Source organism: Amycolatopsis stemonae, from assembly GCF_054781455.1.
In genome coordinates this window covers 23,152-47,410 of record NZ_BAAGUJ010000002.1, presented here as the reverse complement: position 1 = coordinate 47,410, position 24,259 = coordinate 23,152, and the positions used below count along the sequence as shown (strand labels likewise).

Annotated in this window: 38 protein-coding genes; 33 read left to right on the top strand and 5 right to left on the bottom strand. The window is 68.8% G+C overall.

All coding sequences use genetic code 11. The features are described from left to right. Nucleotides 1-34: 34 nt before the first annotated feature. The 6 genes from ACYVLJ_RS06240 (at nt 35) to ACYVLJ_RS06215 (ending at nt 5,559) form a co-directional block, all read left to right on the top strand. Nucleotides 35-676 carry a zinc ribbon domain-containing protein gene (locus tag ACYVLJ_RS06240; protein WP_451982376.1) on the top strand — a complete coding sequence of 214 codons (642 nt, stop codon included), beginning with the start codon at nt 35-37 and terminating at the stop codon, nt 674-676. A 298-nt stretch (nt 677-974) separates the two neighbouring features. After that, nucleotides 975-2,831 (top strand): hypothetical protein, encoded by a 1,857-nt coding sequence (locus tag ACYVLJ_RS06235; protein ID WP_460438032.1) that lies wholly within the window; start codon nt 975-977, stop codon nt 2,829-2,831. A 68-nt stretch (nt 2,832-2,899) separates the two neighbouring features. Beyond that, on the top strand, nt 2,900-4,582 hold the full coding sequence (locus tag ACYVLJ_RS06230; protein WP_460438031.1) for a hypothetical protein: 1,683 nt from the start codon (nt 2,900-2,902) through the stop codon (nt 4,580-4,582). A gap of 26 nt (nt 4,583-4,608) precedes the next feature. Beyond that, nucleotides 4,609-4,815 carry a hypothetical protein gene (locus ACYVLJ_RS06225; RefSeq protein ID WP_451982368.1) on the top strand — a complete coding sequence of 69 codons (207 nt, stop codon included), beginning with the start codon at nt 4,609-4,611 and terminating at the stop codon, nt 4,813-4,815. A gap of 14 nt (nt 4,816-4,829) precedes the next feature. Then, the gene (locus ACYVLJ_RS06220) at nt 4,830-5,048 is read left to right on the top strand and encodes a hypothetical protein (RefSeq protein ID WP_451982365.1); all 219 of its coding nucleotides are present in this window, start codon (nt 4,830-4,832) and stop codon (nt 5,046-5,048) included. Nucleotides 5,049-5,100: 52 nt separating this feature from the next. Continuing rightward, entirely contained in the window at nt 5,101-5,559 is a 459-nt protein-coding gene (locus ACYVLJ_RS06215) for an MmpS family transport accessory protein (protein ID WP_460438030.1), read from the top strand. Between the two features lie 58 nt (nt 5,560-5,617). On the opposite strand, the gene ACYVLJ_RS06210 is transcribed toward ACYVLJ_RS06215, so the two are convergent. Beyond that, on the bottom strand, nt 5,618-6,031 hold the full coding sequence (locus ACYVLJ_RS06210; RefSeq protein ID WP_460438029.1) for a GNAT family N-acetyltransferase: 414 nt from the start codon (nt 6,029-6,031) through the stop codon (nt 5,618-5,620). Nucleotides 6,032-6,089: 58 nt separating this feature from the next. Between ACYVLJ_RS06210 and ACYVLJ_RS06205 the strand changes: the two genes are divergently transcribed. After that, nucleotides 6,090-6,311, top strand: a complete 222-nt coding sequence (locus ACYVLJ_RS06205; RefSeq protein WP_451982356.1) for a hypothetical protein — start codon at nt 6,090-6,092, stop codon at nt 6,309-6,311. On the opposite strand, the gene ACYVLJ_RS06200 is transcribed toward ACYVLJ_RS06205, so the two are convergent. From ACYVLJ_RS06200 to ACYVLJ_RS06185, 4 genes are read right to left on the bottom strand one after another with little or no spacing between them, the layout of a single operon-like run. Further along, a complete protein-coding gene (locus ACYVLJ_RS06200) occupies nt 6,295-6,912 on the bottom strand; it encodes a hypothetical protein (RefSeq protein WP_460438028.1) in 618 nt (205 codons plus the stop codon). The genes ACYVLJ_RS06205 and ACYVLJ_RS06200 overlap by 17 nt on opposite strands. Before the next feature lie 2 nt (nt 6,913-6,914). Beyond that, complete coding sequence (locus ACYVLJ_RS06195) at nt 6,915-8,141, bottom strand: hypothetical protein (RefSeq protein WP_460438027.1); 1,227 nt, start codon at nt 8,139-8,141, stop codon at nt 6,915-6,917. A 10-nt stretch (nt 8,142-8,151) separates the two neighbouring features. After that, the gene (locus ACYVLJ_RS06190; RefSeq protein ID WP_460438026.1) at nt 8,152-8,493 is read right to left on the bottom strand and encodes an ESX-1 secretion-associated protein; all 342 of its coding nucleotides are present in this window, start codon (nt 8,491-8,493) and stop codon (nt 8,152-8,154) included. Further along, the gene (locus tag ACYVLJ_RS06185; protein ID WP_460438025.1) at nt 8,493-9,041 is read right to left on the bottom strand and encodes a YbaB/EbfC family nucleoid-associated protein; all 549 of its coding nucleotides are present in this window, start codon (nt 9,039-9,041) and stop codon (nt 8,493-8,495) included. Before ACYVLJ_RS06185 ends, ACYVLJ_RS06190 begins: the two co-directional genes overlap by 1 nt. A gap of 166 nt (nt 9,042-9,207) precedes the next feature. Here ACYVLJ_RS06185 and ACYVLJ_RS06180 point away from each other — a divergent pair, with 166 nt between their 5' ends. From ACYVLJ_RS06180 to rplO, 26 genes are all read left to right on the top strand, one after another. After that, a complete protein-coding gene (locus ACYVLJ_RS06180; protein WP_451982338.1) occupies nt 9,208-9,363 on the top strand; it encodes a hypothetical protein in 156 nt (51 codons plus the stop codon). A gap of 459 nt (nt 9,364-9,822) precedes the next feature. Beyond that, entirely contained in the window at nt 9,823-10,197 is a 375-nt protein-coding gene (gene rpsL, locus ACYVLJ_RS06175) for a 30S ribosomal protein S12 (RefSeq protein WP_003102113.1), read from the top strand. Next, complete coding sequence (rpsG, locus tag ACYVLJ_RS06170; RefSeq protein ID WP_072474768.1) at nt 10,197-10,667, top strand: 30S ribosomal protein S7; 471 nt, start codon at nt 10,197-10,199, stop codon at nt 10,665-10,667. The genes rpsL and rpsG overlap by 1 nt, the downstream gene beginning before the upstream one ends. 63 nt (nt 10,668-10,730) lie before the next feature. Then, the gene (fusA, locus tag ACYVLJ_RS06165; protein WP_451982335.1) at nt 10,731-12,830 is read left to right on the top strand and encodes an elongation factor G; all 2,100 of its coding nucleotides are present in this window, start codon (nt 10,731-10,733) and stop codon (nt 12,828-12,830) included. A gap of 129 nt (nt 12,831-12,959) precedes the next feature. Further along, nucleotides 12,960-14,153, top strand: coding sequence for an elongation factor Tu (gene tuf / locus ACYVLJ_RS06160; RefSeq protein WP_451982332.1), 1,194 nt, complete (start codon nt 12,960-12,962; stop codon nt 14,151-14,153). A 406-nt stretch (nt 14,154-14,559) separates the two neighbouring features. Further along, a complete protein-coding gene (gene rpsJ, locus ACYVLJ_RS06155; protein ID WP_003102098.1) occupies nt 14,560-14,865 on the top strand; it encodes a 30S ribosomal protein S10 in 306 nt (101 codons plus the stop codon). Between the two features lie 31 nt (nt 14,866-14,896). Beyond that, on the top strand, nt 14,897-15,553 hold the full coding sequence (gene rplC / locus ACYVLJ_RS06150) for a 50S ribosomal protein L3 (RefSeq protein WP_451982329.1): 657 nt from the start codon (nt 14,897-14,899) through the stop codon (nt 15,551-15,553). Next, entirely contained in the window at nt 15,550-16,236 is a 687-nt protein-coding gene (gene rplD, locus ACYVLJ_RS06145) for a 50S ribosomal protein L4 (protein ID WP_451982325.1), read from the top strand. Before rplC ends, rplD begins: the two co-directional genes overlap by 4 nt. Further along, entirely contained in the window at nt 16,233-16,544 is a 312-nt protein-coding gene (gene rplW, locus ACYVLJ_RS06140; protein WP_003102087.1) for a 50S ribosomal protein L23, read from the top strand. The genes rplD and rplW overlap by 4 nt, the downstream gene beginning before the upstream one ends. Nucleotides 16,545-16,559: 15 nt before the next feature. Next, nucleotides 16,560-17,393, top strand: coding sequence for a 50S ribosomal protein L2 (gene rplB, locus ACYVLJ_RS06135; protein WP_257921854.1), 834 nt, complete (start codon nt 16,560-16,562; stop codon nt 17,391-17,393). A gap of 18 nt (nt 17,394-17,411) precedes the next feature. After that, nucleotides 17,412-17,693: a 30S ribosomal protein S19 gene (gene rpsS, locus ACYVLJ_RS06130; RefSeq protein WP_003102083.1), complete on the top strand. Its 282-nt coding sequence runs from the start codon at nt 17,412-17,414 to the stop codon at nt 17,691-17,693. A gap of 31 nt (nt 17,694-17,724) precedes the next feature. Then, entirely contained in the window at nt 17,725-18,141 is a 417-nt protein-coding gene (gene rplV / locus ACYVLJ_RS06125) for a 50S ribosomal protein L22 (RefSeq protein ID WP_086857325.1), read from the top strand. Continuing rightward, complete coding sequence (rpsC, locus tag ACYVLJ_RS06120; protein WP_072474761.1) at nt 18,141-18,974, top strand: 30S ribosomal protein S3; 834 nt, start codon at nt 18,141-18,143, stop codon at nt 18,972-18,974. Before rplV ends, rpsC begins: the two co-directional genes overlap by 1 nt. 3 nt (nt 18,975-18,977) lie before the next feature. Continuing rightward, nucleotides 18,978-19,397 (top strand): 50S ribosomal protein L16, encoded by a 420-nt coding sequence (rplP, locus tag ACYVLJ_RS06115; protein WP_004558864.1) that lies wholly within the window; start codon nt 18,978-18,980, stop codon nt 19,395-19,397. Further along, nucleotides 19,397-19,642, top strand: a complete 246-nt coding sequence (gene rpmC, locus ACYVLJ_RS06110; protein ID WP_086675500.1) for a 50S ribosomal protein L29 — start codon at nt 19,397-19,399, stop codon at nt 19,640-19,642. The genes rplP and rpmC overlap by 1 nt, the downstream gene beginning before the upstream one ends. After that, complete coding sequence (rpsQ, locus tag ACYVLJ_RS06105; protein WP_086675499.1) at nt 19,639-19,917, top strand: 30S ribosomal protein S17; 279 nt, start codon at nt 19,639-19,641, stop codon at nt 19,915-19,917. Before rpmC ends, rpsQ begins: the two co-directional genes overlap by 4 nt. A 77-nt stretch (nt 19,918-19,994) precedes the next feature. Next, nucleotides 19,995-20,363, top strand: a complete 369-nt coding sequence (gene rplN, locus ACYVLJ_RS06100; protein WP_004558867.1) for a 50S ribosomal protein L14 — start codon at nt 19,995-19,997, stop codon at nt 20,361-20,363. Then, nucleotides 20,363-20,677: a 50S ribosomal protein L24 gene (rplX, locus tag ACYVLJ_RS06095; protein WP_086675498.1), complete on the top strand. Its 315-nt coding sequence runs from the start codon at nt 20,363-20,365 to the stop codon at nt 20,675-20,677. The genes rplN and rplX overlap by 1 nt, the downstream gene beginning before the upstream one ends. Then, entirely contained in the window at nt 20,677-21,240 is a 564-nt protein-coding gene (gene rplE / locus ACYVLJ_RS06090; RefSeq protein ID WP_451982322.1) for a 50S ribosomal protein L5, read from the top strand. The genes rplX and rplE overlap by 1 nt, the downstream gene beginning before the upstream one ends. A 4-nt stretch (nt 21,241-21,244) precedes the next feature. Next, nucleotides 21,245-21,430: a type Z 30S ribosomal protein S14 gene (locus tag ACYVLJ_RS06085; RefSeq protein WP_004558870.1), complete on the top strand. Its 186-nt coding sequence runs from the start codon at nt 21,245-21,247 to the stop codon at nt 21,428-21,430. Nucleotides 21,431-21,521: 91 nt separating this feature from the next. Next, nucleotides 21,522-21,920: a 30S ribosomal protein S8 gene (gene rpsH, locus ACYVLJ_RS06080; protein WP_004558871.1), complete on the top strand. Its 399-nt coding sequence runs from the start codon at nt 21,522-21,524 to the stop codon at nt 21,918-21,920. Between the two features lie 16 nt (nt 21,921-21,936). After that, complete coding sequence (rplF, locus tag ACYVLJ_RS06075) at nt 21,937-22,476, top strand: 50S ribosomal protein L6 (protein WP_451982319.1); 540 nt, start codon at nt 21,937-21,939, stop codon at nt 22,474-22,476. Nucleotides 22,477-22,478: 2 nt separating this feature from the next. Further along, a complete protein-coding gene (gene rplR, locus ACYVLJ_RS06070) occupies nt 22,479-22,877 on the top strand; it encodes a 50S ribosomal protein L18 (protein ID WP_451982316.1) in 399 nt (132 codons plus the stop codon). Between the two features lie 31 nt (nt 22,878-22,908). Next, nucleotides 22,909-23,553 carry a 30S ribosomal protein S5 gene (rpsE, locus tag ACYVLJ_RS06065; RefSeq protein ID WP_004558874.1) on the top strand — a complete coding sequence of 215 codons (645 nt, stop codon included), beginning with the start codon at nt 22,909-22,911 and terminating at the stop codon, nt 23,551-23,553. A 1-nt stretch (nt 23,554) separates the two neighbouring features. Continuing rightward, complete coding sequence (gene rpmD, locus ACYVLJ_RS06060) at nt 23,555-23,740, top strand: 50S ribosomal protein L30 (RefSeq protein WP_004558875.1); 186 nt, start codon at nt 23,555-23,557, stop codon at nt 23,738-23,740. Next, entirely contained in the window at nt 23,737-24,183 is a 447-nt protein-coding gene (gene rplO, locus ACYVLJ_RS06055) for a 50S ribosomal protein L15 (protein WP_364462193.1), read from the top strand. The genes rpmD and rplO overlap by 4 nt, the downstream gene beginning before the upstream one ends. Nucleotides 24,184-24,259: the final 76 nt, after the last annotated feature.

The following is a 24,259-nucleotide window of genomic DNA, read 5'->3' as shown; positions in this document are numbered from 1 at the left end:
CACCGCGACCGCGGCGCGCTGGCGAAGATGGGCCGTGGCTGACTCTGTGCCCTTCACGGACAACTTCTCGGACCTCTCCAACACGCAGGGGTACCAGTTCGAGTTCCGGTGCGAACGCTGCGGCAACGGCTATCGATCCGCCTTCCAGCGCGACAACGTCGAGACCGGGCGAAGCGTGCTTCGCGCTGTCGGCTCGTTCTTCGGTGGGACGCTGCGGGACCTGAGCAACTCGGCCGACCAGTGGCGCTACGACCGCGCGACGAACTCGCCGGCCAAGGACAAAGCCCTGGCCGCGGCGGTCAAGGAGATCACCCCGAGCTTCCGCCAGTGCCGCGGCTGCGGCGACTGGATGTGCCAGGACCAGTGCTGGAACGAGGAAATCGGCCAGTGCCTGCGCTGCTCGCCGAGCGTCGCCGAGGAGATCTCGCGCGCCCAGGCGTCGGCGCAGCGCGACCAGATCTGGGACAAGGCCCGCGAGAAGGACTGGACGTCCGACCTCGACCTCGACACCCGCGCCAAGGTCACCTGCCCGGGCTGCGGCCTGAAGGCCGACGGCGGCAAGTTCTGTTCGTCGTGCGGCACGTCGCTGGCGCTCAAGGTCCGCTGCGGCGGCTGCGGCAGCGAGAGCAACAAGCCCGGAGCGCTGTTCTGCTCGGATTGCGGCACCAAACTCTGACCGGAGTTCCCGGCATTTCATAACGAATTCATAACTCGCAGCCCCGGCGTTCAGGCGCCGGGGCTGCGCCATTGTGACCAACCGTGGCTGCGCCGGTTGGCTCATCACTCGTTCGGCTCAGTGAAGCGCGTCAATTCGGCCCACGTTGTGGGAATTTCACCCGAATAGCGTGAATCTCATTCTTTGATCACGGCTGGACGCTTTGACCGCTTGGCGCGAATATCCCGTCCAGGTCTGCTGACGTCAGCTTTCCGTTGTGTCCCAACGGTTTCGTCCGTGAGAAGGAACAGGGAGAACCATGCGATCAACTCCGTTGCGCCCGGGCCGGTGGCGAAGGGTGGTGACCGGCGCCGCGGCACTCGCCCTCGCGGCCGGCGCCGTCACGTACACCGGCTCGGCCACCGGCGCCTACGCCGACGTCCAGACGATCACCGACGCGAAGACCGCGTCCGACGGCAAGCAGTACTGGGTGCAGAACCACCTGGTGTCGAAGGACTTGACCGCCGAGTCGAGGGCCGCCGTCGGCACGCCCAAGAAGTGGCTGCTCGTCTGGGCCGGTGACGAGAACATCGCCGACACGCTCGTCAAGGACGTCAAGAACCTGCCGGGCACGCTCGGCGGCGGGCTCAACAAGATCAAGAACGCCCTGCCGGGGCCGGACTTCCTCGCCGTGATCGACGCGACGCAGGGTTCGCCGACCTACGGCAAGGTCGTCAACACCGCGACCGTCGGCCCGCTGGTCGAGAACGAGCCGCACCACATGCAGTACGTGTGGCACAAGGGCGACACGGTCTACGCGGGCGCGCTGTTCGCCGCGGCGACGTACGCCTTCGACGTCAGCGCCCTGCCGCAGCTGAAGCTCAAGGGCGTCAGCCTGCCGACCAACACGCTCGGCGGCTCGGTCCCCGACGCGTACTGGGTGCTCAAGGACGGCACCGCGTACGGCACGTACATGGGTGGCCCGGTCGTGCCCGGCCCGCACACCTACGCCGACGGCTCCACCCAGGTCGGCAACGGCTTCGCGGGCAGCCCCGGCGAGGTCGTCCACTTCGGACAGAAAGGCGAGGTGCTGTCGGAGAACCCGGCGGCGACCCCGCAGGGCGACAACCAGAAGCTCTGCGACAACCTGCCGCAGCTCGGCAAACCGACCTGCGCCAACCCGCACGGCGTCCAGGCCCGCGAGGACCTGAACACGCTCGTCACGAGCGACTACGCCGAGCCGCGCAACATCATCCTCGATCCGGTGAAGCAGCCGTCGCCGTACCTGCGGCGGCCGACCGTGCGGACCTGGGACATCTCCGACCGCAACCACCCGAAGCTGAAGTCCGTGTCGTACCTGCAGGACGGCCCGCGTGCCGATCCCGCCGACCCGCTCCACGCCGAGAGCCGCGCGGTCATGGAGACGACGGTGACCAACCTGCCGGGCCACAAGGGCGCGTTCGCCCAGACCATGCAGGGCGGTGCGGTGTTCTACACGCCGGACATCACCGCGAAGGAACCGCACTGGATCGAGGTGTTCGACGACGGCGCGGCGAACAAGTCGATCTACGCCAACAACGACTCGAACGGCGCCAGCTCGAACGGCGGCTGGATCCAGACGAGCCCGGACGACAAGTACCTCTACCGCGCGATCGTCGGGCGGCAGAAGGGCACCCTCTCGGCCGACGACCCCGGCACCACCGGCGGGGTCTACGTCCTCGACATCCAGAAGCTGGTCAACGCCGGCGACCGGATCGAGGACATCCAGGGCCGGGTCGACACCAAGGCGAAGGCGCAGCAGGGCGGGGGCGGCGACCTGCCGACCGTCGTCGGCGCGGCCCCGATCAACCCCGGCACGCCGGGCGCGGGCCCGCACTGGGGCGCCTACGACAACTGGGCGCTCGGCAGCGACGGTTTCTACCACGAAACCACGTCGCCGCAGCACCTCGCGGTGTCGAACTACTTCGTCGCGCGGTCCGGTTTGGACGGTGACCACAAGGTCAACCTGCTGAACCTCGGCCCGGACGGGAAGGTCGCGGTCGACTCGAACTTCCGGGACGAGTTCACCGGCCAGGTCGGCATCAACTTCAACCGCAAGTCGTGGCCGCACGGGGACTTCGGCAACGCCAAGCCGCACTCCGAGCTGTTCGTGGTCGCCGACGCGAACATCAAGTAACGCGGTCGTGGGTGTTCAGGGCGGTCAGAACCGCCCTGAACACCCACGACCCCGACCTGGGAGTCTTGATGGAACACGACCACTCCGCGCCCACCGGTTCGTCCACTGTGGACGTCCTGGCGCTGGCCCTGCGGCTTGCTCTGCTGCTGTCCACGGCGTTCCTCGCCGGCGGCGGCCTCCTGCGGCCGCCGGGGCGGCGGCCCGTCACGCTGTACGTCCTCGGCGGGGTCTCGGCGCTGCTCGCCGTGGTGTCTTCCTTCGCCGTCGACATCAACGTGGTCGCGCTGGCGATCCACGTCGTGCTCGCGGTGGCGGTGCCGCTCCTCCCGCGGTTCACCCGCTGGACGTCGCTCGCGTTGCTGGTGCTGGTCGTGCTGGAGACGTCATCGGGCGGCACCGGCGTCGAGTTCGCGGTCGACACGGTGTTCGTCGCCGGGGCGGCCGTGTGGTTCGGCTTCGCGCTGTTCGGGCCGGTCACGACGTCGGCGATCCGGCCCGGGCCGCTCGCCCTCACCCTCGGCGGCCTGCTGGTCCTGGCCGGCGCGGTGCGGTTCGGGATCTCCGGCCTGGGCTTCGACCGGCGGCTCTACACGACGCTCTTCGGGCTCGCGGTGGTCGCCGTCATGGTCCTGCCGGTCGGGGTGAGCGTCCTCGCCGGGGTGGTCAACGGCCGCGCCTACCGGTTCGGGGTCGCCGGCGTCGCGCTCGGGTTCCTCGCGTGGAGTGCCCTCGGCGCGATTCCCGTGCCGCCGCCGCTGCCGGTGCCCGGGGTGCCGCTGCTGGCCGACGCGCCGGGGTTCCCGGTGCTCGTCAGCCCGCAACGACCGGGGCACAACCTCGTCCACTTCCCGCCGAGCGCGGGCGACGACCTCTCCGCCGGTGTTCGCGGCGGCCTGATCACGAAGGCGATCGCGCGGCCCGGCGCCGAGGGCACCTGGGCCGACGTCGACCTGCCGCCCGGCCGCAGCGACCTGGAGATCCGCCGCGGCGACGCGAAGACGGTCGTCGAGGTCGACGCGGGCACCGCGCCGGGGCCGTCGATCACCGACGCCGACGCGCCGGAGTGCGCTTCGGCCGCCCTCGGGAGCCTGGTCGCCGGCCGGTCCGACGTGCTGACGGCCTGCCCCTCTGACGCGCTCGGCCCGGAGGACAGCGGCGCGCTGGTCAAGCTCGTCGAGTTCCTCGCCGGGCGGAAACCGGCCGGGATCACGCTCGTCGAGGACGACTCCCCGCGCGGCGTCGCGGCGGCGAAGCTGGTGCGCGAGACCGCGGCGCGCACCGGACTGGCCGTGCGGCCGGACGCCGGGCCCGACACCGCGCTCGTCGTCGTTTCCGGCTGGGCCGCCGGGTACACGGCGATGACGCGGGCCGCGGAACTGCAGCGCCTCCAGCCCACCCACCAGTACGGGCTCTACCTGGCGCCGTGGCTGCTGAACGGGCCGATCGTCAACGCCGTCGCGAGCGCGTCGCTGCCCTTGCGGTTCGACCCGCGGGAGGCCACGGCGGTCGGGTACGCCGTCGCGGTCGGCGACCGCTTCGGCGGCGAAAGCCCGACGGTCGGCGGCTTCCGGAACTGGCTCGGCGCGGACCGGCCGGCGGCGGACGTCCAGATCTTCGCCGCCGCCCAGGTCAACGCCATGCCGATGTACCCCACCGAACCCCACGCCACCGGAATGGTGATGGACCGCGACTACGCGGGCCAGTGGGTCCCCGACGGAACCATCGTGCCGATCACGTCGGTTCTGCGCTGAAAACCCTGGGAAGGAAAGGAAAACGCATGAAGCGTCTCGCTGCCCGCGTGCTGCTGCCGCTCGTCGCGGCGACGGCGTTCACCGGCTTCGCCGCCGGTGTCGCCAGTGCCGACCCGACGGACGGCTCGGTCTGGCTCGTCCCCGGCGTCGACCTCGGGAGCGTGCTCGGCCCGGTCGGCCAGCCGGTCGACCTGCTCGCGCCCGTCTTCGACCTGATCACCGCTGTTTCCTGAAAGGCAGAAAACCCATGAAGAAGACCCTCGCTGTCGCCGTCCTCACCGGTGCGGCCCTGTTCGGCGCGGCGGCGCCGGCGCTGGCCGCCGACGCCCCCGGCGTCGTCGTGGTCGACGAGCCGGACACCAGTGGCCTGAACAACATCTGGACGTTCGCGCCGCTCGGCGTGCCGGTGCTCGGCCTGATCCAGTCCGTCAACGGTGTGCCGGGCAAGCTCCTGCCCTCGTTCTGACCCTCCGGCGGCCCCTCGCCGCGAGGGGCCGCCGTCCTCCTCGGGAGTCCCCATGAACCGGCAGCTCGTCGGCAGGCTCGGCATCGCGGTGATCGCCATCGCGGCGGTGACCGCCGGCATCTTCGTCCTCGGCGACGACGGTTCGCCGCCGCCCGCGCCGTCCGTCGCCGTGGTGGGGGAGCCGTCGTCCTCGTCGGTCCCGCCGCGCACGATCATGGCGACGGCGACGTACACCTCGACCCCGCCCGCGCCGGCCGGCTACCAGGTCACCTACGAGCTGGCCGGCACCGGCACGGCGACGGTCGTCTACGACTCGAACGGCCTGGGCCTGGTCCACCAGGAGCTGAACGTCGCCCTGCCGTGGCGGAAGGACCTCAGCTGGGCGGCGCCCGGTGCGGTGCAGCTGCTCGGGCAGGGGAGCGGCGCGGTCGAATGCCGGGTCACGGTCGGCGGCCGGGTGGTGATGACGCGGAAGTCGGCGCCGGGCGAGGTCGCCGCCTGCGTCAGCTGAGGGCCTTCGCGAACCAGTGCTCGGCGAACTGCTCGTCGTTGAACGGCTCGACCTCGGCCTAGCCCGTCTTCGCGTAGAGCGCGCGGGCCTCGACGAGGTCGTGCCGGGTGTCGAGCCGCATGAGCGCCGAGCCGAGCCGCCGGGCCGCGTCCTCGGCCGCCGCGACCAGCGCGGGCCCGCCCCCGGTCCCGCGGTGGGCCGGCTTGATGAACACCTTCGTCAGCTCGGTGATCCCGGGCGCGACGACGCGGGTCCCGGCGCACCCGGCGGCTTCGCCGTCGCGGCGGCCGAGGAGGAACGCCCCGGTGGGCGGCACGAGGTCCGTCCCGGGTTCCTCGGCCACGTACCGCGTCAGCTCCGCTTCGGTGATCGGGCGTCCGTAGTAGCGCGAAGCGACTTCGTCCATGTACTCGCGCATGATCGCGACGGCATCCGGGTGGGCGACGTCGATCTGGGTGATCTTCCAGTCCACGTCCTCATCCTGGGGTCACTGTCCAGCGAATTGACCCGGGCCCGGGCACCATGAAGTGATGACGACTGTCACGAAGCGTCTGACGGTGGTGGCCGTTCTGCTGATCACGCTGGGAGCGATCCTGCTGTCGGTGGGGGCGATCGGCTTCCAGTCGGACAAGCAGGCCGACGCCAACATCGGCGCGGGGTTCGCGCTGCTGGCGGGCCCGTACATCGTCGGCTTGGGCCTGGTGTTCGCCCTCTCGGCCGGCCTGACCCACCTGACTACCCGGCGCCGCTGACCCGCCACAGGGCGGCGGGGAGCCGATCGACGAGCTCGGCGAGGTAGCCCGCTTCGGCGGTGACGTTCTCCCGCGTCGCGCAGCCCTGGCCCCACGTCCGCGCGGACCCGTGCTCGACCACGACGTCCCGCTGCCCGAACCGCGGGTTCTCCGCGAGCCACCGCGCGAGCGTGCCTTCCAATGGCGAGTCCGGGGGCAGGGTCGGCATCGACACCGCCTTGCCGGGGACGATCCGCAGCTCCGGGCACGGCGGCACCGCCACCTGCGTGACGTGCACGTCCCGGAAGTACGTGTGGTCGTCGAAGTGGCGGTACGGCTCCTGCCCGTCGATCGCGATCGCCGGGCGATCCCCGGCGCGGAACTCGACCCACGTCTCGTGGGGCCAGTCCGCGAGCGGCCGTCCGGTCGGGTGGACCACACCGAACGTCGGCTTCGGGTCCGCGCCCGGGCCGCCGTGGAACGTCCCGCCCCGCTCGGCCGCGAACGCCTTGAACCAGTGCTCCGCGCGGTTCGCCGCGAACTTCCGGTTCGACCGCCACACGACGGCGGCGGCCACCGCGGCCACGACGACCAGCAGAGCGACGACGAACAGCGTCTCCATCGTCAGAAGTCCAGGTCCTCGCGGGTCCCCTCGACCGGCCGGTCCTCGCCCGCCGAGTCGTAGCCACTCGTCTTCTTCGCGTTCTTGACGTGGCTGGTGAGCTTGCCGAGGTGGTCGTTGAGGGTTTTGGCGTCGTTGTCGCCGGCGTTGGCCGGGTTGAACCCGAGCACGCCCTTCACCGCCGCTTCGCCGCCCTTCTTCAGGGCCTCGGTCGCGCCGGTCTTCAGCATCGTCTTCTTGTAGTCGACCTTGCCCGCGGCGTCGAGCACGGGGTTTTCGAAGGCCTTCGCCCACCGCTTGCCGATCAGGCCCTTGTCGCCGACGGCCTTCTGGAGCAGGTCCTTGCCTTCGTTCTCCTTCGCGATGTCGCCGAGAGCCTTGCTCAGCTTCTTCGTCGCGAACTTCTCCTGCAGCTTCTTGAGCCAGTCGAGCACTTTCTGCAGCAGCTCGCGCAGCTTCGACACCTTCTGCGTCGTCTTCGCCGTGGTTTCGGCCGCCTTCACCTCGGAGACCGGCGCCGCGGCCGAAAGGGAGGCACCGCAGGTCGGCACCGCGGCGGCCAGCGCCGGCACCCACAGCATGATCAGCCAGGTGACGAACTCGGTGAGGATCGCCTTGACCAGGTCCTCGACGAAGCTCATCAGCATGCTGTTGAGCTGCAGCATCTTGGCGAGGTCGCCGGACTTGCCGGCAACGCCCTCGATGCCGTGCGCGAACTCGCCCAGAGCGGTCTTCGCCGCGACGGACGCGTTGCCCTGCCAGTTCTTCAGCGCGTCGTCGGTGACGTCGGCGAAGTTCTGCGCCAGCTTGTCGAGCCCGGTGGCGATCGCGCCGAAGTTCTCCGCCGCGACGCTCAGCGCGGGGCCGTCGCCGCTGACGAAGTGGATCGCGTCCTGGATCGGCTGAACGGCGTTGACCAGGAAGTTCAGCCCCTGGCCGACGAGCCAGCCGAGCGGGTCGGTGGCGATGTCCTGGATGGTGCTCGAGCTGGACTGGATGAAGCTCGCGGTGTCGGTCGCGATGGTGCCCAGCGCGAGCGTGATGTCCGCGCCGTCCTTCTGCGGCGCGAACACCGCGTTCTTCACCGACACGGCGTCCTTGCCGACGGTGACGGCGCTGCCGGCGAACTGCGTCGCCTTGATCGCGTTGTCGACGTTCACCCCGAGCACGGTGTGCGGGTCGTCGGACTTGACCTTGATGCCGCTCGCGACGTCTTCCACGTCCGCCATCTCGTCCCCCTCAGTGCTTGCCCGGGCCGTCGAGCAGGACCTCGACCTGGCCGAAGAAGGTCGTGTGGTCGTCCTCGATGCCCTGGTAGACGTTCGCCGCGTCGGTCAGCTTCGCCTGGGCCGTCGCCAGCCCGTCCGCCAGCGACGAAAGCAGGGTCTGCAGTTCGCGGAGGGTGTCGTCGTAGCCGCCCTTGGTGAAGATGCCGACCACGCCCCACGACTTGTCGCCGACGTTCGACCGGCCCACCTGCTCGGTGATCCGCGCGCCCTGGTCCTTGTACTCGCCGAGGTCGCCGACGTACTTGTGCAGCGCGTCGACCTCGACCTGGTAGCCGCCGGCTCCGTCGGGCATCAGTCCTCCTCGTCGAACAGGTTCCGCAGGAAGGTGACGCCGGCCGACCCGCCGCGTTGCGGGGCCTGCGGCGGCGGGGGCGGGGTGTCGGCCTGGCGCAGCACCGTTTCTTCGGAGAAGTCGTCGGGTGCCGCCCGGTGCGGGGGTTCCTGCGCCAACTTCGACCGCATTTCCTCGACGGTGGTTCCGAACGCGACGGCCTGGGTCTCGAGCACCTGCTCGACGAGGTCGCCGCCCACGTGCTCCTGGACGAGCACCGCCTGGCGCCGGGCCGCCTCGCCGACGGCCTCGCGCAGGGTGGCCAGCAGCGTCACCGAAAGCGCTTGCGCGCCCTTCGCGAGCGCCGCGTCGGTGACCTTGACGTCGAGGACCGCGCCGCCCGGTCCGGTGACCACGGTCACGCCGCCGTCCGGCGAGGTCGCGCTCGCCCGCAGTTCGGTCAGCTCCTGCTGCATCGCGCCGAGGCCGGCGAACCGGTCGTCGACGTGGCGGATGGTCGACCGGAACCGTTCGAACTCGGTCACCAGCTGCTCGAACTCGGCGGACATGCCCTGGTTCCTCCCCTTCGGCCGGTATGTGGTCGACCCATCGTGGCCGGTCGGCGACAGTGTGACGCACGGAACGCCGGATCCGATCCCGCTGCGTCACCCGGCCGGGTAATGGGTAGGTTTCCGGCCGCAAGGGGAAGCAGGGGACGAGCGCTAGGAGTGCGTCATGAGCGGCAGTGAACGGGCCGAGCGGCCGGAAGAAGAACCGAAGTCGACCGGCAGCCACGCGGCGCCCGAGGGGGCGGGCGTGCACCCGCTCATCGACCTCTCGCGCGACCCGAACCCGGGCAAGCCCGACCACGCGAAGCCCGAAGAAGACTGACGCGCCGCTCCGCCGGCCGGCCGGCCGGGGTGGCCGGCCGCCGGGACCGGCCGGGGAACATCCCCGAGGCCGGCGGTGTTGTACGGAGCGGTCGCGAAGCCCAGGTCCCGGGCGGTCGAGCGGAAAACGCGGACGCGACCGGACTCCGGAACATCCCGCCTGCAGGCGGTGTTGAGAGGTAGGCTGGAGGTTCCTCGACCTTCGGACCCCCCGCCGCGCTCCCTCCGGACCCGGGCGGGTATCTTTGGAGACCGTGCCCGGCAGGCGTCGGGCCGCTCCGCGTGCCGTGCGCATGGGCGGGGTGCTCAGGCACCCGGTCACCGGCTTCGGCAGGTCGGGGTTCCGACGGAAATCCCTCCGGGAAGTTACCGGTCGCAAGACCGTGACGCGGGCCGACACGCCCGACCGCGGGGGCCGGTGAAGACACGAAGAAGCAGATCACGACAGGAAGCTGGTCCATTGCCCACGATCCAGCAGCTGGTCCGCAAGGGCCGCCAGGACAAGGCTGCCAAGCAGAAGACGGCGGCCCTCAAGGGGAGCCCGCAGCGGCGCGGCGTGTGCACTCGCGTGTACACGACGACCCCCAAGAAGCCGAACTCGGCGCTGCGCAAGGTCGCGCGTGTGAAGCTGACCAGCGGCATCGAGGTCACCGCCTACATCCCCGGTGAGGGCCACAACCTGCAGGAGCACTCGATGGTGCTCGTGCGCGGTGGTCGTGTGAAGGACCTTCCGGGTGTCCGTTACAAGATCATCCGCGGTTCGCTCGACACCCAGGGTGTCAAGAACCGCAAGCAGGCGCGCAGCCGGTACGGCGCGAAGAAGGAGAAGAGCTAATGCCCCGCAAGGGTCCGGCCCCGAAGCGGCCGCTGATCTCCGACCCCGTCTACGCCTCCCCGCTGGTCACCCAGCTGGTGAACAAGGTGCTGAAGGACGGGAAGCGGTCGCTGGCCGAGCGCATCGTGTACGGCGCGCTCGAAGGCGCTCGCGAGAAGACCGGCACCGACCCGGTCGTCACGCTGAAGCGCGCTCTCGACAACGTGCGCCCGACCATCGAGGTGAAGAGCCGCCGCGTCGGTGGTGCCACCTACCAGGTGCCGATCGAGGTCAAGCCGGGCCGCTCCACGACCCTGGCGCTGCGCTGGCTGGTCTCCTTCTCGCAGGCCCGCCGCGAGAAGACGATGATCGAGCGCCTGCAGAACGAGCTCCTCGACGCTTCCAACGGCCTCGGTGCCTCCGTGAAGCGTCGCGAGGACACGCACAAGATGGCCGAGTCCAACCGGGCCTTCGCGCACTACCGCTGGTGATTTCCGCCCGGCATCAGATGCAAGCCATGCCGGGCCCCACGCTTGAGACAGGGGAACATTCTCGTGGCACGTGAAGTGCTGACCGACCTCAACAAGGTCCGCAACATCGGCATCATGGCGCACATCGACGCCGGCAAGACCACCACCACCGAGCGGATCCTGTTCTACACCGGGGTCAACTACAAGATCGGTGAAGTCCACGACGGCGCCGCCACCATGGACTGGATGGAGGAGGAGCAGAAGCGGGGTATCACCATCACCTCGGCTGCCACCACCACCTTCTGGAACGACCACCAGATCAACCTGATCGACACCCCCGGGCACGTCGACTTCACCGTCGAGGTGGAGCGCAACCTGCGGGTGCTCGACGGCGCGGTCGCGGTCTTCGACGGCAAGGAAGGCGTCGAGCCGCAGTCCGAGCAGGTCTGGCGGCAGGCGGACAAGTACGACGTCCCGCGCATCTGCTTCGTCAACAAGATGGACAAGCTGGGTGCGGACTTCTACTACACCCTGAAGACCATCGAGGAGCGCCTCGGCGTCAAGCCGCTGGCGATCCAGCTGCCGATCGGCGCGGAGAACGACTTCGAGGGCGTCATCGACCTCGTCCGCATGAAGGCGCTGACCTGGCGCGGCGAGGTCCAGAAGGGCGAGGACTACTCGGTCGAGGACATCCCCGCCGAGCTGGCCGACCGTGCCGCCGAGTACCGCGAGAAGCTGATCGAGAGCGTCGCCGAGACCGACGACGCGCTGATGGAGAAGTTCCTCGAGGGCGAAGAGCTTTCCGAGGCCGAGATCAAGTCCGGCATCCGCAAGCTGGTCATCACCCGCGAGGCGTTCCCGGTCCTGGCCGGTTCCGCGTTCAAGAACAAGGGCGTGCAGCCCATGCTCGACGCGGTGATCGACTACCTGCCGTCGCCGCTGGACGTCCCGGCCGTCGAGGGCCTGCTGCCCGACGGTGAGACCGTCGTGACCCGCAAGGCCTCGGTCGACGAGCCGTTCGCCGCGCTCGCGTTCAAGATCGCCGCGCACCCGTTCTTCGGCAAGCTGACCTACATCCGGGTGTACTCGGGCAAGGTCGCCGCCGGCGCTCAGGTCATCAACGCGACCAAGGAGCGCAAGGAGCGCATCGGGAAGATCTTCCAGATGCACTCCAACAAGGAGAACCCGGTCGACGACGCCCAGGTCGGCCACATCTACGCGGTCATCGGGCTGAAGGACACCACCACGGGTGACACCCTGGCGGACCCGCAGAACCCGATCGTGCTGGAGTCGATGACGTTCCCCGAGCCGGTCATCCGGGTCGCGATCGAGCCGAAGACGAAGGCCGACCAGGAGAAGCTGTCCCTGGCGATCCAGAAGCTGGCCGAAGAGGACCCGACGTTCCAGGTCAAGCTGGACGAGGACACCGGCCAGACGATCATCGCGGGCATGGGCGAGCTGCACCTCGAGGTGCTGGTGAACCGGATGAAGTCCGACTACAAGGTCGAGGCGAACATCGGCAAGCCGCAGGTCGCCTACCGCGAGACGATCAAGAAGACGGTCGACAAGCTCGACTACGTCCACAAGAAGCAGACCGGTGGTTCCGGCCAGTTCGCGAAGGTCATCGTGAAGCTGGAGCCGCTCGAGCGCACCGACGGCGCGCTCTACGAGTTCGACAACAAGGTGACCGGTGGTCGCGTGCCGCGGGAGTACATCCCGTCGGTGGACGCGGGCGCGCAGGACGCGATGCAGTACGGCGTCCTGGCCGGCTACCCGCTCGTCGGGTTGAAGTTCACCCTGTTGGACGGTGCTTACCACGAGGTCGACTCTTCGGAGATGGCGTTCAAGATCGCCGGTTCCATGGCGATGAAGGAAGCCGCGAAGAAGGCCGGCCCGGTGATCCTGGAGCCGATGATGGCGGTCGAGGTGACCACGCCCGAGGACTACATGGGTGACGTCATCGGTGACCTCAACTCCCGCCGTGGTCAGATCCAGGCCATGGAGGAGCGGTCGGGCACCCGCGTCGTGAAGGCGCTGGTCCCGCTGTCGGAGATGTTCGGCTACGTCGGCGACCTGCGGTCCCGCACCCAGGGCCGGGCGAACTACTCCATGGTGTTCGACTCCTACGCCGAGGTTCCCGCGAACGTCGCGAAGGAAATCATCGCGAAGGCGACGGGGGAGTAACTCCCCCACCGCGCGCGGGCATTAAGGGACTCTCCTGAACGTCCGCAGCACCGACGAAGGAACATTCGGGGGTCGGCAGCCACGCCGGCCCCCGAGCACAAAGCGAAATCAGTCCAGGAGGACATTCCAGTGGCGAAGGCGAAGTTCGAGCGGAGCAAGCCGCACGTCAACATCGGCACCATCGGTCACGTCGACCACGGCAAGACCACGCTGACCGCGGCGATCACCAAGGTGCTGCACGACGCTTACCCGGAGCTGAACGAGGCCCGCGCGTTCGACCAGATCGACAACGCGCCGGAAGAGAAGCAGCGCGGCATCACGATCAACATCTCGCACGTCGAGTACCAGACCGAGAAGCGTCACTACGCGCACGTCGACGCCCCCGGTCACGCGGACTACATCAAGAACATGATCACCGGTGCCGCCCAGATGGACGGCGCGATCCTGGTGGTCGCCGCGACCGACGGCCCGATGCCGCAGACCCGTGAGCACGTGCTGCTCGCCCGCCAGGTCGGCGTGCCCTACATCGTGGTCGCGCTGAACAAGGCCGACATGGTCGACGACGAGGAGATCCTGGAGCTCGTCGAGCTCGAGGTTCGCGAGCTGCTGTCCTCGCAGGAGTTCCCGGGCGACGACGCGCCGGTCGTGCGCGTTTCGGGCCTGAAGGCCCTCGAGGGCGACGCCAAGTGGGGCGAGGCCGTGCTCGAGCTGATGCACGCCGTCGACGACAACGTGCCGGACCCGGTGCGTGAGCTCGACCGTCCGTTCCTCATGCCGATCGAGGACGTCTTCACGATCACCGGCCGCGGCACCGTCGTGACCGGCCGCGTCGAGCGTGGCGTGGTCAACGTGAACGAAGAGGTCGAGATCGTCGGCATCAAGGAGAAGTCGCAGAAGACGACTGTCACCGGTGTCGAGATGTTCCGCAAGCTGCTCGACTCGGGCCAGGCGGGCGACAACGTCGGCCTCCTGCTCCGCGGCATCAAGCGCGAGGACGTCGAGCGCGGCCAGGTCGTCGTGAAGCCGGGTACCACCACCCCGCACACCGACTTCGAGGGCCGGGTCTACATCCTGTCGAAGGACGAGGGTGGCCGTCACACCCCGTTCTTCAACAACTACCGCCCGCAGTTCTACTTCCGCACCACCGACGTGACCGGCGTCGTGACCCTCCCCGAGGGCACCGAGATGGTCATGCCGGGCGACAACACCGACATCTCGGTGCAGCTGATCCAGCCGGTCGCCATGGACGAGAACCTGCGCTTCGCGATCCGCGAGGGCGGCCGCACCGTCGGTGCGGGTCAGGTCACCAAGATCATCAAGTGATTCGGCGCCCCGCCCGGGGCTGATACACCCCCGGGTCAGGGGCGTCAAATCACGTGTGCGACACTATTCAGGTTGCTCGTCCTGGGGCGGCCGATTCCTTCGGGGGTCCGGCCGCCCTGGTGCGAGTGGCCACGGTCCGCGGAGTCCTTTCCTTCGGGTAGGCGAGCGGGCAAAGGCAGTGAACGGCAGGGCTTGCACAAGCGCGGCCGGCTCATCGCCTCCTCACGTTGAGGAAGACCAGGCAAGACGACGATCCCGCGGGATCCGTCTGTGCGTCGGGCGCGACACGCCCGACCGCGTGGACCGGGGACAGGGCCGTTGAACTGCGGAAACCAGGCCAGGGTGGCAGCACCCGGGGCAGGTTTGTGAGATAGCGGCACGAGACGACAAGGAACGAGCAGCCACCATGGCGGGACAGAAGATCCGCATCCGGCTCAAGGCCTACGACCACGAGGCGATCGACACCTCGGCGCGCAAGATCGTGGAGACGGTCACGCGCACCGGCGCCCGGGTCGTCGGGCCGGTGCCGCTGCCCACCGAGAAGAACGTTTACTGCGTCATCCGCTCGCCGCACAAGTACAAGGACTCGCGCGAGCACTTCGAGATGCGCACGCACAAGCGTCTGATCGACATCCTCGACCCGACGCCGAAGACGGTCGACGCGCTCATGCGCATCGACCTGCCGGCGAGCGTCGACGTCAACATCCAGTAAGCGTTGGGCGAGCGGCGGAGATAAGAGACTCATGTCTGACAGGCAAGTGAAGGGCATCCTGGGCACCAAGCTCGGCATGACCCAGGTCTTCGACGAGCAGAACCGGGTTGTCCCGGTCACCGTCGTGAAGGCCGGTCCGAACGTGGTCACCCAGGTTCGGACCACCGACAAGGACGGCTACACGGCCGTGCAGCTGGCGTTCGGCGCGGTCGACCCGCGCAAGGTGAACAAGCCGCGCACCGGCCACTACGACAAGGCGGGCGTGACCCCGCGGCGCTTCCTCGCGGAGCTGCGTACCACCGACGCCGAGACCTACGAGGTCGGCCAGGAGATCACCGCCGAGGTGTTCGCCGCCGGCGTCGAGGTCGACGTGACCGGTACCAGCAAGGGCAAGGGCTACGCCGGTGTCATGAAGCGCCACGGCTTCAAGGGCCAGGGCGCGAGCCACGGTGCCCAGGCCGTGCACCGCAAGCCGGGTTCGATCGGTGGCTGCGCCACCCCCGGCCGCGTGTTCAAGGGCCTGCGCATGGCGGGCCGGATGGGCAACGACCGGGTCACCACGCAGAACCTGACCGTGCACGCCGTGCGTGCCGAGGACGGCCTGCTGCTGATCAAGGGCGCCGTGCCCGGTCCCAAGGGCGGCCTGCTGTTCGTGCGCAGCGCCGCGAAGGGTGGTAACTCCGAATGACGAACGTCGAGCTGAAGACCCCGGCCGGTAAAGCCGACGGCACGGTCGATCTCCCCGAGGAGATCTTCGACGTGCAGGCCAACGTCGCGCTGATGCACCAGGTGGTGGTGGCCCAGCTGGCCGCCGCGCGCCAGGGCACGCACGACACGAAGACCCGTGGTGAGGTCTCCGGTGGCGGCAAGAAGCCGTACCGGCAGAAGGGCACCGGCCGTGCCCGCCAGGGTTCGACCCGCGCGCCGCAGTTCGCCGGCGGTGGCGTCGTCCACGGCCCCACGCCGCGTGACTACTCGCAGCGCACCCCGAAGAAGATGAAGGCCGCCGCTCTGCGTGGCGCCCTCTCCGACCGGGCGCGCGCCGGCCAGCTGCACGTCGTCACCGAGCTGGTGACCGGTGAGAAGCCGTCGACCAAGGCCGCCAAGACCGCCCTCGCCGCCGTCACGGCCGCGAAGCGCGTGCTCGTGGTGCTGCACCGGGACGACGAGCTGAGCTGGGTTTCCCTGCGGAACCTGCCCGAGGTGCATCTCCTCTGGGCCGACCAGCTCAACACCTACGACGTCCTGGTCAACGACGACGTCGTGTTCACCAAGGCCGCGTACGACGTGTTCGTCGCCGGCCCCGCCCGCGGCAAGGCGAAGGCCTCGGCGCGGTCGGGCGAGGTCACGGAAGGGAGTGACGAGAAGTGAGTTCGGTCGCCATTCCGGACCCCCGCGACATCCTGCTCGCGCCGGTCATCTCCGAGAAGTCCTACGGGCTGCTCGAGGACCACAAGTACACGTTCATCGTCCGCCCGGACGCCAACAAGACCCAGATCAAGATCGCGGTCGAGAAGGTGTTCGGCGTCAAGGTGGTCAGCGTCAACACGGCCAACCGCCAGGGCAAGCGGAAGCGGACTCGCGCGGGCTTCGGCAAGCGCAAGGACACCAAGCGCGCCATCGTGACTCTTTCGCCCGAGAGCAAGGCGATCGAGATCTTCGGCGGACCCACCGCGTAAAGGACTGAGCTGACAATGGGCATCCGCAAGTACAAGCCGACGACCCCGGGTCGTCGCGGTTCGAGCGTCTCGGACTTCGCCGAGATCACCCGCTCCACCCCGGAGAAGTCGCTGCTTCGTCCGCTGAGCGGTTCGGGCGGTCGCAACTCGTCCGGCAAGATCACCACCCGGCACAAGGGTGGCGGCCACAAGCGTGCTTACCGCGTCATCGACTTCCGTCGCAACGACAAGGACGGCATCCCGGCCAAGGTCGCGCACATCGAGTACGACCCCAACCGGTCGGCGCGCATCGCGCTGCTGCACTACGCCGACGGCGAGAAGCGCTACATCATCGCGCCGGAGAAGCTGAAGCAGGGCGACACCGTCGAGAACGGCCCCCGGGCCGACATCAAGCCGGGCAACAACCTGCCGCTGCGCAACATCCCGGTCGGCACCGTGATCCACGCGATCGAGCTCCGCCCCGGCGGCGGCGCGAAGATGGCGCGGTCCGCGGGCGCGAAGGTGCAGCTCGTCGCCAAGGACGGTCCGTACGCCCAGCTGCGTCTCCCCTCGGGCGAGATCCGCAACGTGGACGTGCGCAACCGCGCCACGGTCGGCGAGGTCGGCAACTCCGAGCACGCCAACATCAACTGGGGCAAGGCCGGCCGCAACCGCTGGCGCGGCAAGCGCCCCACGGTCCGCGGTGTCGTCATGAACCCGGTCGACCACCCGCACGGTGGTGGTGAGGGTAAGACCTCCGGTGGTCGCCACCCGGTCAACCCGAACGGTAAGCCCGAGGGCCGGACGCGTCGGCGCAAGCCGAGCGACGCCCTCATCGTCCGCCGCCGGCGTACCGGCAAGAAGCGCTGAGCAGGGAGGTAGAAGCACATGCCACGCAGCCTTAAGAAGGGCCCGTTCGTGGACGACCACCTGCTCAAGAAGGTGGACGCGCTGAACGAATCGGGCAAGAAGACGGTCATCAAGACCTGGTCGCGCCGCTCGACGATCATCCCGGACTTCCTGGGACACACGATCGCCGTGCACGACGGCCGCAAGCACGTCCCGGTGTTCGTCACCGAGGCCATGGTGGGTCACAAGCTGGGCGAGTTCGCCCCGACGCGGACCTTCAAGGGCCACATCAAGGACGACCGCAAGTCGCGCCGCCGCTGAGCGGGCACGAGAAGAGACAAGGGAAGTAGCGATGAACGCCCAGAACGACGCGACGGTCGAGGCCTTGCCTACGGCTTACGCGCGGGCTCGCTTCGTCCGGGACTCGCCGACCAAGGTGCGCCGGGTGATCGAGCTCATCAAGGGACGTAGCGCCGCCGACGCCTTGGCCGTGCTCCGGTTCGCCCCGCAGGCGGCCAGCGAGCCGGTCGCGAAGGTGCTCGCCAGCGCTGTGGCCAACGCCGAGAACAACCTTCAGCTGGACCCGGACACCCTCTGGGTCAAGAACGCGTACGCCGACGAGGGCCCCACCCTCAAGCGCATCCGCCCGCGGGCCCAGGGCCGCGCGTACCGGATCCGCAAGCGGACCAGCCACATCACCGTCGAGGTGGAGTCGCGTCCGGCCGTCGCGCAGAAGGCTCAGAGCAAGAAGAAGGCAGGTGGCCGGTAGTGGGCCAGAAGATCAACCCGCACGGTTTCCGCCTGGGTATCACCACGGACTGGAAGTCGCGCTGGTACGCCGACAAGCAGTACGCCGAGTACGTGGCCGAGGACGTCAAGATCCGCAAGCTCCTCGCCACGGGCATGGAGCGCGCCGGCATCTCCAAGGTCGAGATCGAGCGCACCCGTGACCGCGTCCGCGTGGACATCCACACCGCCCGGCCGGGCATCGTCATCGGCCGCCGCGGCGCGGAGGCCGACCGGATCCGCGGCGCGCTGGAGAAGCTGACCAAGAAGCAGGTCCAGCTGAACATCCTCGAGGTCAAGAACCCCGAGGCCGACGCCCAGCTGGTCGCCCAGGCGGTCGCGGAGCAGCTCTCCAACCGCGTGGCGTTCCGCCGCGCGATGCGGAAGGCGATCCAGACCTCCATGCGCTCGCCGCAGGTCAAGGGCATCCGCGTGCAGTGCGGCGGTCGTCTCGGCGGTGCCGAGATGTCCCGCTCCGAGCACTACCGCGATGGCCGCGTCCCGCTGCACACGCTGCGCGCCGACATCGACTACGGCTTCTTCGAGGCCAAGACGACGTTCGGTCGCATCGGCGTCAAGGTGTGGATCTACAAGGGTGAGCTCGTCGGTGGCCTGAAGGCTCGCGAGGCCCGTGACGCCGCCGAGCGCGCGCCGCGCCGCGACCGTGACCGCAGCGACCGGCCGTCCCGCCCGCGTCGTTCCGGCGCGTCGGGCACGACCGCCACCTCGACCGAAGCCGGTCGCGCGGCCGCTGCCGCGACGACCGAGGCCCCGGCGGCTCCGGCCACCGAGACCGCAGAAAAGACGGAGGGCTGAGACGTGCTCATCCCGCGCAGGGTCAAGCACCGGAAGCAGCACTCCCCGAAGCGCCACGGCGCCGCCAAGGGTGGCACGAAGGTCAGCTTCGGCGAGTACGGCATCCAGGCGCTTGAGCACAGCTACGTGACGAACCGGCAGATCGAGTCCGCTCGTATCGCCATGACCCGTCACATCAAGCGTGGCGGCAAGGTGTGGACGACCATCTACCCGGACCGCCCGCTGACCAAGAAGCCGGCCGAAACCCGCATGGGTTCCGGTAAGGGTTCGCCCGAGTGGTGGATCGCCAACGTGAAGCCGGGCCGCGTGATGTTCGAGATCTCGTTCCCGAACGAGGAGACCGCCCGCGAGGCGCTCCGTCGCGCGATCCACAAGCTGCCCATGAAGTGCCGCATCGTGACCCGTGAAGGTGGTGAGTTCTGATGGCGAACGCTGGTGCTCTGGCATCGGAGCTGCGTGAGCTCACCGCGGAAGAGCTCGTCCTGCGTCTGAAGGAGTACAAGGAGGAGCTCTTCAACCTCCGCTTCCAGATGGCGACCGGGCAGCTCGACAACAACCGCCGTCTGCGCACCGTCCGCACGGACATCGCGCGGATCTACACGGTCATGCGCGAGCGCGAACTCGGCCTGTCCGTTGCCCCCGACGCCGAGAGTGAAGGTGCCGCATGAGCGAGCCCACCACCGAGACGCCGGCCCGGAACGACCGCAAGGTCCGCGAGGGCTACGTCGTCTCGGACAAGATGAACAAGACGATCGTGGTCGAGCTCGAGGACCGCAAGAAGCACCCCCGTTACTCGAAGGTTCTCCGCAGCACCACCAAGGTGAAGGTGCACGACGAGAACAACGAGGCGGGCGTGGGCGACCGGGTCACCCTGATGGAGACCCGCCCGCTGTCGGCGACGAAGCGGTGGCGCCTGGTGCAGATCGTGGAGAAGGCCAAGTAAGCAGGGCTCTTTAAGAGTTCTTAGTTCCGCAAGGCTCGCTCGTCGGGCGAGAACCGGCGCGACATACAGGAGTTGACGTGATCCAGCAGGAGTCGCGGCTTCGGGTAGCCGACAACACGGGTGCGAAGGAAATCCTCTGCATCCGCGTTCTCGGTGGTTCCGGGCGGCGCTACGCCGGCATCGGCGACATCATCGTCGCCACCGTGAAGGACGCCATCCCGGCCGCCGGGGTGAAGAAGGGCGACGTCGTCAAGGCCGTCATCGTCCGCACGGTCAAGGAGCGTCGTCGTCCGGACGGTTCCTACATCCGGTTCGACGAGAACGCCGCCGTGCTCATCAAGAACGACAACGAGCCCCGGGGCACCCGCATCTTCGGCCCGGTGGGCCGCGAGCTGCGCGACCGAAAGTTCATGAAGATCATTTCGCTCGCGCCGGAGGTGCTGTGATGAAGGTGAAGAAGGGCGACACGGTCGTCGTCATCGCCGGCAAGGACAAGGGCGCCAAGGGCAAGGTCATCCAGGCTTACCCCGAGCGCGACCGCGTGCTGGTCGAGGGCGTGAACCGGATCAAGAAGCACACGCGGATCACCCAGACCCAGCGCGGCGCGCAGTCCGGTGGCATCGTCACGCAGGAGGCGCCCATCCACGTCTCGAACGTGATGGTCGTCGACTCGGACGGCAAGCCGTCCCGGGTGGGTTACCGCATCGGCGAGGACGGCAAGAAGGTCCGGATCTCGCGCCGGAACGGTAAGGACATCTGATGACCACCGCAGAGAAGGTCGCGCCGCGCCTCAAGGTGCGCTACCGCGACGAGATCAAGGGCCAGCTGCAGGCGGAGTTCTCTTTCGACAACGTCCACCAGATCCCGGGCGTGGTGAAGGTCGTCGTGAACATGGGTGTCGGTGACGCCGCCCGTGACAGCAAGCTGATCGAGGGCGCGGTCAAGGACCTCTCCCTGATCACCGGTCAGAAGCCCGAGGTCCGCAAGGCCCGCAAGTCGATCGCGCAGTTCAAGCTGCGCGAGGGCCAGCCGATCGGCGCGCGCGTCACGCTGCGCGGCGACCGGATGTGGGAGTTCCTCGACCGGCTGCTGACCATCGCGCTGCCGCGTATCCGCGACTTCCGCGGGCTTTCGCCGAAGCAGTTCGACGGCCACGGCAACTACACGTTCGGTCTCAACGAGCAGTCGATGTTCCACGAGATCGACCCCGACGCCATCGACCGCCCCCGCGGCATGGACGTCACCGTCGTCACGACCGCTACGAACGACGACGAGGGCCGGGCGCTGCTGCGCAAGCTCGGCTTCCCGTTCAAGGAGAACTGAGCCGATGGCCAAGAAAGCCCTGGTCCACAAGGCCGCGAAGAAGCCGAAGTTCGCCGTGCGCGCCTACACCCGCTGCCAGCGGTGCGGCCGTCCGCACGCCGTGTTCCGCAAGTTCGGGCTCTGCCGGATCTGCCTTCGCGAGATGGCGCACGCGGGCGAGCTGCCCGGCGTCCGCAAGTCCAGCTGGTAAGAGCTTCTTTTTAACTCCCACTTCGCCACAGGCCCTGCCGCCCGTGTACCGGGCGGCGGGGAACCAGGGCGAGAAAGGTTGACAGGTCACCATGACGATGACCGACCCCATCGCAGACTTCTTGACGCGTCTGCGTAACGCGAACTCGGCGTACCACGACGAGGTCAAGCTCCCGCACTCGAAGCTCAAGGCGAACATCGCCGAGATCCTCAAGCGCGAGGGCTACATCGCGGGCTACCACGACGAGCCGGGCGAGAAGCACAAGAACCTCGTCGTCGAGCTCAAGTACGGCCCCAACCGTGAGCGGAGCATCGCCGGCCTCCGGCGCGTCTCCAAGCCCGGTCTGCGGGTCTACGCCAAATCGACCGAACTGCCGTCCGTTCTCGGCGGCCTGGGCATCGCGATCATCTCGACGTCCGGTGGCCTCCAGACCGACCGGCAGGCCAAGCGCAACAGCGTGGGCGGCGAAGTCCTCGCCTACGTCTGGTAAGGAAGGGGGCACAGACATGTCACGCATCGGAAAGCTGCCGGTCGCCGTCCCCTCCGGGGTCGAGGTGACCATCGACGGTCAGCTGATCAAGGTCAAGGGGCCCAAGGGCACCCTCGAGCACACCGTCGCCGAGCCGATCACCGTCGAGCGCGGTGACGACGGCGAGCTGCTGGTGAAGCGTCCCGACGACGAGCGCACCTCCAAGGCGCTCCACGGGCTCACCCGCACGCTGGTGAACAACCTCGTCGTCGGCGTCACCGCCGGCTACGAGAAGAAGATGGAAATCCACGGCGTGGGTTACCGCGTGCAGGCGAAGGGCTCGGACCTCGAGTTCGCCCTCGGCTACTCGCACCCGGTGAAGATCGAGGCCCCCGAGGGCATCACCTTCAAGGTGGAGACCCCGACCCGGTTCTCGGTCTCCGGCATCGACAAGCAGAAGGTCGGCCAGATCTCGGCCGTCATCCGCAAGCTGCGGCGCCCGGACCCGTACAAGGGCAAGGGCCTGCGGTACGAGGGTGAGAAGATCCGCCGCAAGGTCGGAAAGACGGGTAAGTGATCATGAGCGACACGACTACGAAGCGCAAGCCGGTCGGCAAGGACATCTCGACCCGCCGCCGCGTCGCGAAGGCCCGTCGGCACTTCCGCCTCCGCAAGAAGGTCTCGGGCACGGACCAGCGTCCGCGCCTGGTCGTCAAGCGGTCCTCGCGGCACATCGCCGTGCAGGTGATCGACGACCTCGCCGGCCACACGCTGGCGTCGGCGTCCACCCTCGAGGCGGACGTCCGCACGCTCGACGGCGACAAGAAGGCCAAGGCCGCCAAGGTCGGGGAACTCGTCGCCGCGCGTGCCAAGAACGCCGGGATCTCGGCCGTGGTGTTCGACCGTGGGGGCAACGCCTACCACGGCCGCATCGCCGCGCTGGCCGACGCCGCCCGTGAGGCGGGGTTGGAGTTCTGATGCACAAGCTCGTGAATGGAAGGAAAGCCTGATGCCGGGACGTACGCGGCAATTCGGCGGCGGCCAGGGCGGGCCGGGCGGTCAGGGCGGCAACGACCGCGGTGACCGTCGCGACCGCCGTGACCGGCGCGACAGCGGCCGTGGCGGGGCGGCCCAGGACAAGACCCCGCACCTCGAGAAGGTCGTGACGATCAACCGCGTCGCCAAGGTCGTCAAGGGTGGTCGTCGCTTCAGCTTCACCGCCCTGGTGGTCGTCGGCGACGGCGACGGTCAGGTCGGCGTCGGCTACGGCAAGGCCAAGGAAGTTCCCGCGGCCATCGCCAAGGGCGTCGAGGAAGCGAAGAAGAACTTCTTCCGCGTTCCCCGCGTCGGCGGCACCATCCCGCACCCGATCCAGGGTGAAGAGGCCGCCGGTGTGGTCCTGCTCCGCCCGGCGTCCGCCGGTACCGGCGTCATCGCCGGTGGCCCGGTGCGCGCGGTGCTGGAGTGCGCGGGTGTCCACGACGTGCTGTCGAAGTCGCTCGGCTCCGACAACGCGATCAACATCGTGCACGCGACCGTGGCGGCCCTGAAGGGCCTGCAGCGTCCCGAAGAGGTCGCGGCTCGCCGCGGTCTCCCGCTCGAGGACGTCGCTCCGGCCCGGATGCTGCGCCAGCGCGCGGGCCAGGGGGTCTGACATGGCTCAGCTCAAGGTCACCCAGGTCAAGAGCAAGATCGGCACGAAGCACGCTCACCGCGAGTCGCTGCGCACCCTCGGGCTGCGCAAGATCCGCCAGAGCGTCGTGCGTGAAGACACCCCCCAGGTGCGCGGCCTGATCCACACCGTCCGCCACCTGGTGGAGGTCGAGGAGGTCCAGGCATGACGGCCATCAAGATCCACCACCTGCGCCCGGCCCCGGGCGCCAAGACCGACAAGATCCGCGTCGGCCGTGGTGAGGGCTCGAAGGGCAAGACGGCCGGTCGCGGTACGAAGGGCACCAAGGCCCGGAAGAACGTGCCCGCCGGGTTCGAGGGTGGGCAGATGCCCATCCACATGCGGCTCCCGAAGCTGCGTGGCTTCAAGAACCGCTTCCGCACCGAGTACCAGCCGGTGAACGTGGGCGACATCGCCCGCGTCTTCCCGGACGGCGGCACCATCGGTGCCGACGAGCTGGTCAAGGGCGGGCTCGTCCGCAAGGGCAAGCTCGTCAAGGTGCTCGGCAACGGCGACGTGAACGGCGTCAAGCTGAACGTCACCGCCGACGCGTTCTCCGGCTCCGCCAAGGAGAAGCTCGAAGCGGCCGGTGGCTCCGCCACCACCAACTGAGCGTTTCGCTAGGCCGAAGGCCCGTCTGGTCCGCCAGGCGGGCCTTCGGCGTTTCCGGGGTGCGGTTGTCGTGGCC